We start from the raw sequence: 12,631 nt of genomic DNA, 5'->3' as shown, positions 1-12,631 counted from the left end.
CCTTTCTAATTTTACGAAAAAGTTTACCAAATTCTTCCTGATAACATGGTTAAGCGGATAAAAGTTAATTTGTCATTTTCTTGTAAATTGATTTTTTCTTCTAGGGAAGATAGTTCGTTACCGTTTAAAAATATACGAAATAATCCATCATTAAAAGCCATAATAACATTATCAAAAGCCGATTGAATGTCTTGTTTTTGTTGGCGGTAATCTAGATTAAAGGATATTTTTCCAGAAGGCGATTGATTTTCTATTTGAGTTAACGATAAATAATTTAATAAAGTAGGTTCACCATCTATATTGCCAATAGCACGATGATTGAATTTGTCTACTTGTTTAGTTACAATGTCATAAAGTAAATCATGTACAGTAAGAAGGGAGTCTTCGATAATAAATTTTTGTGCTTCAATACTAGCTTTGCGTTTGCCGAGTTGTTTTACTTGAATGTAGATTTGCATATAATCCCTCTTTTCTAAATTTAAAATAAACAATATCGTTTAGTATATAATTCGCTGAATTTAAATAAAATCCTTGCAATTTCTTGAGGTCTTATGTTGATTTGAGTGATATTTGAAATAAATATAATTTTGTATGTACTATTATCTTAGATTAATATTATAATAGAATAGGATATTTATTTTATGATTAAGAAGGGCATTTATACTGATGAAGAACGTACCAATTTCTAAAAGCATACCATATAATATAGATGAAAATTATTTAGAACTGACAAGAAAAGTACATTTGATTTTGCATGTAGGTCGTTTAATGATGGAAAATTCAGCAGATACGAGCAGGATTGTGCGAACTATGCAACGAACAGCCGCTTATGCAGGGATTTTTGGCGACCAATTGCATATTCATGTTACGTATACTACTTTGATGGTCAGTGTGAGCGTTGGCAATTATCATATGACGAAATTGCAAAAATGTTATCAGCATAATGTTGATATGAATGTGATTTTAGAAGTTAGTAAAATGACATGGGAAGCAATCGAAAGAGATTATACTATTGAGCAATTTGAAGCTGAATTGAAGAAAGTAGAAAGCAAGAAAAGCAAATACGCAACTTTTATTATTAATCTTGGGGCGGCACTGGCTTGTGGCGGTGTAGGTAAAATGTTTGGCTGTGATATCATGGCATCATTATATACTGCACTAGCAGCATTTATTGGCTTTTTTGTGCGCAGTCAATGTTTAAAAATTGGTATAAATCCTTATATGGCGATTGTATTATCTTCATTTACAGCTACAGTAATAGCATATTTTACGCATTTTTTGCCGTTTACAGATACTTCATGGTACACTATGTTGGCATGTGCTATTTTTATCGTTCCAGGTGTGCCCATGGTCAATGCTTTAGAAGATATGCTTGATTGTTATATTACAGCTGGCATAACAAGAGCGATGAATACTCTGCTGATGGTTGGTAGTATGACTTTTGGTATAATTTTTGCCATAAAATTATTTAGTGTAGAAGATTTTACGCATTTATCGACAGTAAATCATCAAGCATATATTGTTTATGTAATATCAGCTTTTATAGCAGCTGCTGGTTTTTCTACCATGTTTAATGTTCCGCCACGTTTATTATGGGTAGTCGGTCTAGGTGGAGTGATTTCTGTCTGTGTACGTACTTTGTCTATGGATTTTTTAGGTGTTGGTTTGCCGATTGGAACATTGCTAGGAGCAATGGTAGTAAGTATTATTGCTTTGAGGGCTGTGCATTGGTTTCATGTGCCTAGTCATGTGCTTACGATACCATCAGTTATTCCGTTGATGCCAGGTATTTTGATGTATCGTTTGTTATTTAATATAATTGATATTGATACTTTAGATGTGAGTAATTTTTTACAAGCGTTTCAAAGTGGTGTAAATGCTACTTTGATAATTCTAGCAATAGCTGTAGGTGTGGCATTGCCGAATATTTTTGCTCAGAAATATATTAGAATTTATGATAGTAAAAGATTGAGCAGGGCTTTATCAGAACGAAAATATCGTCAATATCATTTTAAAGAGATAAAACAATTAGAACTGTTTAAAGAATAGAAAAAAGACCTAAGATATATGGGAAAATCCATATAAGCTTAGGTCTTTTATATTTTTAGTTTAAATCAATAACTCCATAGTGAATAGGAGCGTATTTACCACCACAGATTTTAGTAAAACCAAGGCGAGAAAATTCAAGACTACGACTATTTTCTTTGAAGACTATGCGATATTTAGCAACGCGTTTAGCTTCATTTAATGCTTCGTGGCTAACAGCTCTCATATCCGCTAATTGGCGAAGTGGATTTAGACTTTTACTGTCTGTGAGTGCATGGCGAAACATAGGATCAAAATAGATGATATCAAAACTATTATCTTCTTGTTCTTTAAGAAAACTTAAATAATCTTGATTGATAACAGTGATATTATCCATAGCAGATTTTAAATCATAGTTAGTAGGTAGATAAGTCTTTAGTCCATCTTTGACGATTAGAGCGATTAAAGGATTGACTTCAAGACCGATGACTTTACCTTTAGGGCCTACACCATATGAGCTGATAATTGCATCAGAGGCAAAACCTAAAGTGCAATCTAAAACAGTTTTATTTTGTAAAAATTCTCGTCCTCCCATAGCTTCAAGCATATTATCAATATCACCACAGCGTAAACGTTTCATGCGAACTTGAGCCATATTAGGGTGAAAGAACATCTCGCCTGTAGGTAAATCTAAGACTAATTTATCTTTTTTTACAACGATTACAGTATCTGCATTTTCTAGTTGTTTTATTTTATCAATGCCAAGATTATTTCTTGTAACATAGGGAATGGATAAATCTTTAGCAATTTGTTTAGCTTTATTTTCTAAATCAATTGTTACTTTGCGAATAGTAGTAATTACAGTCAAATTTAAAGCTCCTTTTAAATATTGCGATGTACAAAATTTGATATAGGTTTATAAATGAAATAAGTTATCAAAGCATTTATACTTGCTTTAATCAAATTAAAAGGTATGATGGCAGGTAAAAGTAGTTCAATAACTTTTTCCATAGGTGCGCCTAAGAAAATAGGTGTTAATAATAAATTACAGATGACCATAACACAAGTCATACTTAAAGCTCCGCAGATTAAACCGACAACAGCAGAACGTTTTGTTTTTGTACGTTGATAAATAAATCCGGCAATAAAAGCAAAAGTACCTGTAGCTAAAAAATGCATGACGATACCGATTGGACCACCATCACCACTGATGAATAAACCTTGTAAAATAGAAACAATTGCTGTCAGGATTACACCACCCATAGGACCAAAGAGAAAACTGCCAATGAGAATAGGAATATCAGCAGGGTCATATTTCATAAATGGAACGGCAGGCAAAATCGGGAAATTAATCAACATTACTAAAATCAAAGACAAAGCTACAAGCATTGCCATATTTGTCAATATTTTTATTTTCAATATACTAACCCTCTCTATATTTAATCTTGTATAGTATTATAGCGTTTATTTTATTTTTTTGCATAGAAATTTTGTACAAATTTTATAAAAGATAAAATATGTTCTTTTAAGATATAGTCTTTATGATAAGCAAAATATAAACTGCGAGTTAAGTTATTTTCAGGTAATTTTATAGTGAGCAAATTATCTGCATCAGTGATTGCTTTAGCAGAAATAAACGAGATGCCAAGTCCACTAGCTACTAATTTTTTGATGGACTCTTGGTCATTTAATCTAGCTATGATATTTAAGGATTTTTCGGATAGATTGATTTGCTCAAAGTAACTTTCTAAACGTTTTTTACTGCCACTACCTTGTTCACGCAAAATAATAGTTTCTTTTTTCAATAAAGAGATTAAATCATCTTGATTAAATGCTTTTTGGGAAAAATGTAAAAAATTTTCTTGTTTAGGAGTAATCATCACGATTTCATCATGAAAAAAAGGAACAAAATCAAGCTCTTTTTCAAAAGATTTCATGCCTACCATGCCAATGGTGAATTTGCCATTCAAAATAGATTGTAAGATATTACCACTGTCATTTTGATGAATATGCAATTGGATATCGGGATATTTTTGACAAAATAACGGTAATACTTCAGGTAATATATAATCGGCAGGAATGGTAGAAGCACCGATACGAATGATTTTTTTATTTTCTTCAGACCATTTTTGAATTAAATCATTTTTTAATGTGAAGATTTTTTGAGCACATGCAAATAATTCTTTCCCATGTGGTGTGATTTCAATATTTTTAGTAGTGCGAATGATTAAACGTGAATTAAATTCTTGTTCAAGCATACGAATATGAGTGCTGATTGTAGGTTGAGAAATATATAATTTTTCCGCAGCTTTAGTAAAACTTTGATAGCGAACAACAGCACAAAAAGATTCTAATTGTCTAAATTCCATAATTAATATCCTATATATTTTGTATATCTTTATTTAAAATGAGTTTAGTTAAGGCTTCTATAGTTAAATCTATCTCTTTTAATGTATTGAAATAACCAAAGGAAAAACGGATTGTGCCTGTAGGAAAAGTACCTAAAGTTTTATGTGCTTGTGGTGCGCAGTGAAGACCGACTCTAGTCATAATTTGAAATTTATCATCTAAATCATAAGCAATTTGTGATAATTCATGATTTAAAACTTGAATAGAAACTACACCTGTACGCATAAGAGTATCTTTTTTGCCAATAAGACGAATATATTTTTCATCAGGGTCTAATTGTTGTATCTGTTGCAAAAAATAGTTTGTCAACATATTTTCATGTTCATGGATTTTGGCGATAGTAATTTTTTTTAACCATTGTAAGCTCGCATGTAGTCCAATAATACCAGGAAGATTTAAAGTACCAGCTTCAAATCTATCGGGCATAAATTGGGGTATTTCTTCTGTATGACTGACACTACCTGTGCCACCGCTGACTAAAGGTTCAATTTGTTTAATCATATCTTCAGATAGAATAAAGCCACCTATTCCTTGTGGACCTAATAAACCTTTATGACCTGTGAAAGCTAGAGCATCAATATGCATTTTTTGCATATCTATTGGCAAAATACCAGCAGTTTGAGCACAATCTACCATGAATTTTAAATTGTGTTTGATGCAAAATTCACCAATTTGCTCAATAGGTAAGATGGTTCCACATACATTACTAGCATGAGTTACAATGATGAGCTTAGTGTTTTCTTGTAGACAATCAGATAATTTTGCCAAAGGAAATGTTCCATCTATATGGCAAGGGACTTGAGTATAACTGATATTTTGTTTAGTTAATTGAGTCAAAGGTCGCATAATAGCATTATGTTCCATAGAAGAAATTATTACATGATCATTTGGTTTTAAAAAGCCTTTTAATAATATATTTAAACTTTCTGTTATATTTTTGGTGAAGACTACATTTTTACTATCTGTAGCATGAAATAGATCTTTTAATAATTCTCTTGTTTCAAAAACTATTTCTTCAACAGAATAAGCATTATTATAAGAACCTCTATTGATATTCACTGCATTATGAGCAAGAAAATTATAGACTTCTTTAGCTACTGAAGGTGGTTTCGGAAATGATGTACTAGCATTATCTAGATAAATTTTGTGCATGATAAAAACCTCATTTATTATGATTTTTGATAAATAGATGAAAAATATTAATAAATTAAATTAGACATAGCTTAAGTTTAGATGCTATGATAAACGCATTGTGCATATACATAGAAAGGGAGGCATATATTATGCAAAAGAATGAAAGTATGATGATTATACTTTCAGGGGGAATTATAGGTATAATAGCATCTTGTTTAGTTTATTTTGGTAATCCTATGAATATGGGCTTTTGTATTGCTTGTTTTTTACGTGATACAGCAGGTGGTTTAGGTTTACATTCCACAGCAACAGTTCAATACATTCGACCAGAGATTATCGGTTTGATTTTAGGTAGTTTTATAATTGCTGTGGCTAAAAATGAATTTAATGCTAAAGGTGGCAGTTCTCCATTAACACGTTTTATATTGGCCTTTTTTGTGATGATTGGCTGTTTAATGTTCTTAGGTTGTCCTTTTAGAATGATATTGCGTTTAGCAGGTGGAGATTTAAATGCTATTTTTGGTTTAGTAGGATTTATCGCTGGTATTATGGCAGGAGTATATTTCTTAAATAAAGGATATAGTTTAAAAAGAACATATAAATTGCCTAAATTAGAAGGTAGTATTTTACCAATTATCGCTGTGGTTTTATTAGTATTTTTACTTATAGCACCAGTATTTATTCATTTTACGGAAAGTGCTTCAGCTCCAGGTGGCAAACATGCAGCATTAGCTATTAGTTTAGTTGCAGGTATTATTGTAGGTATGTTGGCTCAACGTACGCGTTTATGTATGGTTGGTGGCATAAGAGATATAATTTTATTTGGTCAATCAAGATTATTATTAGGTTTTGTTGCTATTTTAATGAGTGCGTTTATTTGCAATTTAATACTTACAAATATCACAGATGTATCATATTTTAATTTAGGTTTTGATAAACAACCAATAGCTCATACAGATGGAATTTGGAATTTCTTAGGTATGTTATTAGCTGGTTTTGGCTGTGTATTACTTGGCGGTTGTCCATTGCGTCAATTAGTCTTAGCAGGTGAAGGTAATTCTGATAGTGCTATCACTGTTCTAGGGTTAATTATCGGAGCTGCTTTTGCCCATAATTTTGGTTTGGCTTCTAGTGGCAATGGTCCAACAGTAAATGGTCAAATTGCAGTAGTTATCGGTCTAGTTGTAACGATATTCATAGCATATTTTAACACATTTAGTATTAAATCAAAATAATGAGGGAGCTTAGACTTATGGAAATTTTAGATGCAAGAGGACTTTCTTGTCCAGAACCTGTGATTATGCTTAGCAAAGCAATGATGAGTAAAGAAAATAAATATCAAATGATAGTAGATAGCCCTACAGCTAAAGAAAACGTGAGCAATTATGGTAAAAAGCAAGGATATAATGTCAATATTACTGAACAAAATGGAGAATATACTTTGACTTTTACAAAGTAAAAGTTAAATATAAAATACAATGAAATATATAGTAACTTTTTATGCACATTTTGGTGCTATTCGCTTTAAAAAATTATGCGAACAAATGAATATAAAAGCTAAAATTATGCCTGTGCCACGAGATTTGAGCAGTAGTTGTGGAACTTGTGTCTTATGTGAAGGTGAATTGATTGATGAACAGCAAATTCATCAAGATGAAGTCGAACAAATTGTAGAGCTTAAAGAAAATAAGTATCATCTTATCTACAGGGCAGAAAATAGTTAAAAGAAAGTAAAAGCTATTAATAGTAATATCTATTAATAGCTTTTTTGTTAAAGGATACGAGCTTCTATTCTCATTAAATAATAGTTGAAATCCGTTTCAGAAAGATAATTGAGCATATCTTCTTCATATAAAGCACCTATGACATTGTAATTCATATTATGTAGTTCTTCTACGAATTGAGCATAGGCTTTGATTAAATCATCATAAGAACCACGAATATATTTTATGGCATATAATCCAGCAGGTTTTATCAATAATTGTTTATTGTTTACTTTGCGATTTATTTTCGTGCAAAAATACGTAGTTTGGAAAGTTTTGTCTTGAATATGTTCAGCAGAAATGATTTCACCTAAGGAAAAAGTATAGTAAAAATTATGCTTATTACAATAATTTACATGTTGAGAAATAGCTGAAAAAACAGCTTTATCATCAGGGGTTTTAGGCCCTTCAGTTACAATAAAATATTCTTCTTCTTTATGAGTGAATGTAATTTTATCAATTTCTACATTGAAAGAATCAAGTGTGATATTCATTGTATTTTTTAATAAACTACGCAATCTTTTTAACCGTTCTATTTCTTGATGGATTTTTTTATCTTTTTCTTTTAACATGGATAAAAAAGTTTTAGCATCGCGATTATCCATATATATTTTGATTTCTTCTAAGCTAAGACCTACTTCTTTTAATAAGGAAATCATATCAAATAAAAATGCTTGATTAGCTGAATAATATCTATAGCCATTAGGGGCTATTTTGGCAGGTTTTAATAAATTAATATCATCATAGTGAAATAATGTATCTTTTGTTGTATTGCAAAATTTAGCAAATTCGCCACTGGTGAATAATTTTTGTCCCATGATAAAATACCTTAATTGTTTTAATCAGTTTTTAAATCTTCATTAGAAAATAAATTTGCTTCTTGATAGAGTTTTTCTCGTTCTTCATAACTCATATTTGGCAATTCTGGCAAATCTTTTATATCATTTAAACCGAAACATTGTAAAAATGTAGAAGTAGTACCATATAATATAGGTCTGCCGATGACCTTTTTACGGCCAACTTCTTGAATTAAATCTCTTTCAAGTAAACGACGTAAGATTTTATCTGTATTTACACCGCGAATTTCTTCGATTTCTTGTTTAGTAACAGGTTGTTTAAAAGCAATGATAGATAGTGTTTCCATTATAGGTTGAGAGAGCTTTTTATCAACGACTTGAGTGAATTTTTCAAGGTAAGGAGCTATTTTTATTTTTGTACATAATCGATAGCCACCAGCAATTTTGACTAATGCTAATCCACGATGTTTAGCTTGTAAATCTTCTTGTAAGGACATGATGAGTTCATCTAATTCGTCGCTTGTAATATTTAAAGTATTTGCTAAGCGAAAATGAGATACTGCTTCACCCGATATAAATAAAATTGCTTCTAGTGCAGCTTTTAACTCATCTTTATCTTTGGAATTTATAGGAGTTTTTTCTGTTTGCATAAATTATCCCTCCTTTTTTAGTTATTAAATATAAGAAATATATTTGAGGAAATAGTTGTATTTTATTTTATCAAAAAAGCTGTGATTTGCCTATTAAATATCAATATAATCATAAAATAAATAGCAGGCAACACAAAAATATGTTGCCTGCTATTTGGAGATTGTATATTAAGAGAATTAGAGAGAGCTAAATTAGAAAACTTTAACGCTACCTGCATCACGCATATGAATTTCATAATATTCATTTTTAAGAACATCTTTGAGGAATGCTCTAAATGCAGGAGATTCTTCTTTTGGAATAACAGAAAGGATAGAACCAGCAAAACCGCCACCATGAACACGGCATACACCTTTATGATTCTGGAAGTAGATTTCATTCATAGCGAGGAAGAGTGCAATACCTTGATGTTTAGGGTCTGGTGTTGCACAGTTCTGTAAAAATCTCCAAGAAGAAAGACCAGAATCAGTAACAGCTTTTTCAAAGTTAGTGTAATCATGTTCTTTAACTTCTGCAGCTAATTTGCGAACACGTTCTGTTTCTGTAATGAAGTGGATAGCACGAAGAACTGCACGGTCGCCAGCTTTTTCACGAAGAGCTGGAAGATTTGCCATGATATCGTCCATGCTAACATCTTTTAAGTATTCTTTACCAAAGAATTGGGAGATAGCTTTCATTTCTACAGTGATAGCAGTGTATTCGCCATCAAGAGCGGAGTGATCTTCGCCTGTAGGAGTGATGAAAAAGTCATATTTATCTTGAATAACTTTACTATCTAATTTTACAACTTCAGGGTTTTCATAGTTAGCAAAGTCAATAGTAATCATACCACCAGTAGCACATGCTAATTGGTCTAAAAGTCCGGATTTTTTATCCCATTTATTATTTTCAGCCCATTGACCAGCTTTAGCACATTCTAAAGTAGAGATTTCGTTATTGTTGTAGAGGTCATTTAAAATTGCGCAGATGAGCATTTCAAAAGAAGCAGAGGAGCTAACACCAGCAGCACTTAATACTGTAGTTGTCATGAATGTAGTGAAGCCACCAATTTTTCTGCCATTTTGAACGAAACGTTCGAGAATACCTTTGATTAATTTAACAGTACGAGAGTCATCTTCTTTAACAGCTAAATCATTAACATCAATAGTGAATGCATCATATTCTAAGCTTTTTACATGAATTTTGCCGTCAGCATTAGGAGTAACAATTGCGATTGTATCCATGTCGATACTTGCAGCTACGATACGACCAAGTTGATGGTCTGTATGGTTACCAATGATTTCAATACGACCAGAAGAACTGAAGAAAGATGCATTATCAACAGGATAAACTTCAGCAAAAGCATCAGCTAATTTTTGATAACGTTTAACTTGAGTATCTACAGCTTGTTCATCAAGATTGTAAAGGCTCATAAGTTTTTCTTTAGCTTCTTGAGATTTTAAGAATTCGATAATATTAGACATTTTTATACCTCCATTTTGGTAAACGTTTTCTTTAAATAGCAAAATAAAAAAGGGAAAAAGCCCAATCCCTATACCACAGTTGTATCTTATGTAATATATTATGCAGCTTTTGTGGTTGATTGTCAAGTATAATTTTTAAATTTAATTTTTTTATATATTTTCTGAAAAATGCAAGATAGACCTACAAAAAATGTAGGCTATCTCACATTTCATTTATTATTTTGAGATTTTATTTATTATTTTCAGCAATTATTTGTTCACTAATTTTAGCAGGAACTTCTTCATAATGTGAAAATTCCATAGTATAACTGCCACGACCTTGAGTTGCTGAACGTAAATCAGTAGCATATTTATATAATTCAGCTAAAGGAACTTGAGCTTCAATGATGCTGACATCGTGAGATGGGCTTTCAGTATTGATGATGCGACCACGTTTTGTATTGATACCACTGATTACATCACCCATATAATATTCTGGAATTGTGATTTTTAAAGTATAATATGGTTCTAAGAGTACAGGTTTTGCTTCAGGAATACCTTTTTTTATAGCAAGAGCTGCTGCTGTTTTGAAAGCCATTTCTGAAGAGTCAACAGTGTGGTAAGAACCATCAAAGAGATTAACTTTGATATCAACCATTGGATAACCAGCTAAAATACCTGTTTGAAGTGTTTCACGAACACCTTTTTCTACAGCAGGAATATATTGACGAGGAACAGCACCACCTACAATAGTTTCAGTGAAAGTAACGCCACTGCCTAATTCACCAGGGCTAAATTCTAACCAAACATCGCCATATTGACCATGTCCACCACTTTGTTTTTTATGTTTTCCTTCAACTTTGCTAGTGCCACGGATAGTTTCACGATAAGCGATAGCAGGCTGATAAAGTTTAGCTGTAACGCCAAATTTATTTAAGAGTTTTTCAATAGCTACATCAAGATGTAATTCACCTACACCACTGATAGTTAAATCGCCAGTTTCTGTATTTTTATAGATTGTTAAAGTAGGGTCTTCATCTACTAGACGAGTTAATGCATTGCCGATTTTATCTTCGTCAGCTTTTTTATCTGCTTTGATTGCCATAGTAAACATAGAAGCTGGATGAGTAACAGGTTCATATTTGATAGGTTCTTCTTCATTACATAAAGTATCACCTGTTTTTGTTGCTTGAAGTTTGGTGATGATTACGATATCACCAGCATGAGCAATTTTTTGAGCTTGTTGGTTTTTACCACAAGCACTATAAAGACTGCTAATACGTTCAGTTTTTTCGCTAACGCTATTATATACAGAACTGTTTTCGATTAAAGTGCCAGATAAGATTTTTAAGTAACTAACTCTACCGATGAATTGGTCAACAACTGTTTTAAATACATATCCGGAGAAAGCATCTTCTGTACGGCGTTCAATGAGTTCATTATTTTTTGGATTAATACCCATAGAAGCACGGAAATAAGGTGTTGGCATATATTCAATGATACTGTTCATTAATTGTCTAAAGCCAATACCTTTAGTAGCACTACCGCAAAGTACAGGGAAAATTTTAGCGTTTACGATACCTTCAATGAGAGCAGCTGCTACTTCTGTTTCAGTGATTTCTTCGCCTTCAAGATATTTTTCTAATAATTCATCATTGAATTCAGCGCAAGTTTCCATGAGCATATGACGAGCAGTATCTACTTCATCTTTCATATATTCAGGAATTTCATAAATTAAATCTTTATTTTTGATTAAGACTTTTGTATTCATAGTGATAAGGTCGGCTACGCCTTGGAAACTAGCTTCGCTACCAATAGGAATTTGAATAGGAACAATTCCTTTACCAAAATGAGCACGCAATTCTTCTACTACTTTATAAAAATCAGCATGTTCACGGTCCATTTTATTGATGAAAATAGCACGTGGTAGAGATAATTCTTCAGCATATTTCCATGCTCTATCTGTTTCAACTTCGATACCAGATGTAGCAGAAACTACTACGATTGCTGATTCACAAGCAGTAAGAGCAGATTTTACTTCTCCTGTAAAATCAGGATACCCTGGAGTATCTATGAAATTAATTTTGTAACCTTGCCATTCACAAGAAGCTAGACTAGAATCAATAGTCATTTTGCGTTTTACTTCTTCTGGTTCATAATCAAGTATGGAAGTGCCATCATCTGTTTTGCCTACACGATTAGTAGCACCACATTTGAAAAGGCAGTTTTCTGCTATTGATGTTTTACCAGATTTGCCATGTCCTACTAATGCTAAGTTTCTTAATTGTGTACTATTAAATTCTGTCATATTAAAATCCCTCCTGGGTGTAAAATCTTAAAAATCTATATTTAATATATTCTCTGAAAATTTTTAAAATCCTTTTATAATTTTAGAAAAAAAATAAAAGACTAT

At 31.9% G+C, this 12,631-nt stretch carries 13 protein-coding genes; 4 read left to right on the top strand and 9 right to left on the bottom strand.

Annotated features, from left to right (window positions below):
* Positions 1 to 23: 23 nt before the first annotated feature.
* Entirely contained in the window at positions 24 to 458 is a 435-nt protein-coding gene (locus tag F553_RS0103075; RefSeq protein ID WP_018998950.1) for a hypothetical protein, read from the bottom strand.
* Positions 459 to 666: 208 nt separating this feature from the next.
* Between F553_RS0103075 and F553_RS0103070 the strand changes: the two genes are divergently transcribed.
* Positions 667 to 2,049, top strand: coding sequence for a threonine/serine exporter family protein (locus F553_RS0103070; RefSeq protein ID WP_018998949.1), 1,383 nt, complete (start codon positions 667 to 669; stop codon positions 2,047 to 2,049).
* 55 nt (positions 2,050 to 2,104) lie between these two features.
* On the opposite strand, the gene F553_RS0103065 is transcribed toward F553_RS0103070, so the two are convergent.
* The 4 genes from F553_RS0103065 to F553_RS0103050 are packed head-to-tail and all read right to left on the bottom strand — an operon-like array spanning position 2,105 to position 5,586.
* On the bottom strand, positions 2,105 to 2,893 hold the full coding sequence (locus F553_RS0103065) for a class I SAM-dependent methyltransferase (protein ID WP_018998948.1): 789 nt from the start codon (positions 2,891 to 2,893) through the stop codon (positions 2,105 to 2,107).
* Positions 2,894 to 2,907: 14 nt separating this feature from the next.
* A complete protein-coding gene (locus F553_RS0103060) occupies positions 2,908 to 3,444 on the bottom strand; it encodes an ECF transporter S component (protein ID WP_018998947.1) in 537 nt (178 codons plus the stop codon).
* 50 nt (positions 3,445 to 3,494) lie between these two features.
* Positions 3,495 to 4,394 carry a selenium metabolism-associated LysR family transcriptional regulator gene (locus tag F553_RS0103055; protein WP_018998946.1) on the bottom strand — a complete coding sequence of 300 codons (900 nt, stop codon included), beginning with the start codon at positions 4,392 to 4,394 and terminating at the stop codon, positions 3,495 to 3,497.
* A gap of 10 nt (positions 4,395 to 4,404) precedes the next feature.
* Positions 4,405 to 5,586 (bottom strand): aminotransferase class V-fold PLP-dependent enzyme, encoded by a 1,182-nt coding sequence (locus tag F553_RS0103050; protein WP_018998945.1) that lies wholly within the window; start codon positions 5,584 to 5,586, stop codon positions 4,405 to 4,407.
* Between the two features lie 131 nt (positions 5,587 to 5,717).
* On the opposite strand from F553_RS0103050, the gene yedE reads away from it, so the two are divergent.
* From yedE to F553_RS0103035, 3 genes are read left to right on the top strand one after another with little or no spacing between them, the layout of a single operon-like run.
* Positions 5,718 to 6,803, top strand: coding sequence for a YedE family putative selenium transporter (yedE, locus tag F553_RS0103045; protein WP_018998944.1), 1,086 nt, complete (start codon positions 5,718 to 5,720; stop codon positions 6,801 to 6,803).
* A gap of 17 nt (positions 6,804 to 6,820) precedes the next feature.
* Entirely contained in the window at positions 6,821 to 7,027 is a 207-nt protein-coding gene (locus F553_RS0103040) for a sulfurtransferase TusA family protein (protein WP_015562503.1), read from the top strand.
* A gap of 19 nt (positions 7,028 to 7,046) precedes the next feature.
* A complete protein-coding gene (locus F553_RS0103035) occupies positions 7,047 to 7,292 on the top strand; it encodes a putative Se/S carrier protein (protein ID WP_008538313.1) in 246 nt (81 codons plus the stop codon).
* 47 nt (positions 7,293 to 7,339) lie between these two features.
* On the opposite strand, the gene F553_RS0103030 is transcribed toward F553_RS0103035, so the two are convergent.
* The 4 genes from F553_RS0103030 to fusA form a co-directional block, all read right to left on the bottom strand.
* Positions 7,340 to 8,149: a MerR family transcriptional regulator gene (locus F553_RS0103030; protein WP_008538312.1), complete on the bottom strand. Its 810-nt coding sequence runs from the start codon at positions 8,147 to 8,149 to the stop codon at positions 7,340 to 7,342.
* Positions 8,150 to 8,169: 20 nt separating this feature from the next.
* Positions 8,170 to 8,778, bottom strand: coding sequence for an SMC-Scp complex subunit ScpB (gene scpB / locus F553_RS0103025; protein ID WP_018998943.1), 609 nt, complete (start codon positions 8,776 to 8,778; stop codon positions 8,170 to 8,172).
* A 192-nt stretch (positions 8,779 to 8,970) separates the two neighbouring features.
* The gene (locus F553_RS0103020) at positions 8,971 to 10,239 is read right to left on the bottom strand and encodes a galactokinase (RefSeq protein ID WP_018998942.1); all 1,269 of its coding nucleotides are present in this window, start codon (positions 10,237 to 10,239) and stop codon (positions 8,971 to 8,973) included.
* Positions 10,240 to 10,468: 229 nt separating this feature from the next.
* Entirely contained in the window at positions 10,469 to 12,526 is a 2,058-nt protein-coding gene (fusA, locus tag F553_RS0103015) for an elongation factor G (protein WP_018998941.1), read from the bottom strand.
* Between the last annotated feature and the right edge of the window lie 105 nt (positions 12,527 to 12,631).

Origin of the sequence: Megamonas rupellensis DSM 19944 (assembly GCF_000378365.1) — a bacterium.
GTDB lineage: Bacteria > Bacillota > Negativicutes > Selenomonadales > Selenomonadaceae > Megamonas > Megamonas funiformis.
This window is presented reverse-complemented; position numbering and strand designations above follow the sequence as displayed.

Excerpts from the sequence above, each read along its gene's own strand:
- F553_RS0103075 (WP_018998950.1), bottom strand. The coding sequence starts at position 458 with ATGCAAATCTACATTCAAGTAAAACAACTCGGCAAACGCAAAGCTAGT.
- F553_RS0103070 (WP_018998949.1), top strand. The coding sequence starts at position 667 with ATGAAGAACGTACCAATTTCTAAAAGCATACCATATAATATAGATGAA.
- F553_RS0103055 (WP_018998946.1), bottom strand. The coding sequence starts at position 4,394 with ATGGAATTTAGACAATTAGAATCTTTTTGTGCTGTTGTTCGCTATCAA.
- F553_RS0103050 (WP_018998945.1), bottom strand. The coding sequence starts at position 5,586 with ATGCACAAAATTTATCTAGATAATGCTAGTACATCATTTCCGAAACCA.
- yedE (WP_018998944.1), top strand. The coding sequence starts at position 5,718 with ATGCAAAAGAATGAAAGTATGATGATTATACTTTCAGGGGGAATTATA.
- F553_RS0103040 (WP_015562503.1), top strand. The coding sequence starts at position 6,821 with ATGGAAATTTTAGATGCAAGAGGACTTTCTTGTCCAGAACCTGTGATT.
- F553_RS0103035 (WP_008538313.1), top strand. The coding sequence starts at position 7,047 with ATGAAATATATAGTAACTTTTTATGCACATTTTGGTGCTATTCGCTTT.
- F553_RS0103030 (WP_008538312.1), bottom strand. The coding sequence starts at position 8,149 with ATGGGACAAAAATTATTCACCAGTGGCGAATTTGCTAAATTTTGCAAT.
- scpB (WP_018998943.1), bottom strand. The coding sequence starts at position 8,778 with ATGCAAACAGAAAAAACTCCTATAAATTCCAAAGATAAAGATGAGTTA.
- F553_RS0103020 (WP_018998942.1), bottom strand. The coding sequence starts at position 10,239 with ATGTCTAATATTATCGAATTCTTAAAATCTCAAGAAGCTAAAGAAAAA.
- fusA (WP_018998941.1), bottom strand. The coding sequence starts at position 12,526 with ATGACAGAATTTAATAGTACACAATTAAGAAACTTAGCATTAGTAGGA.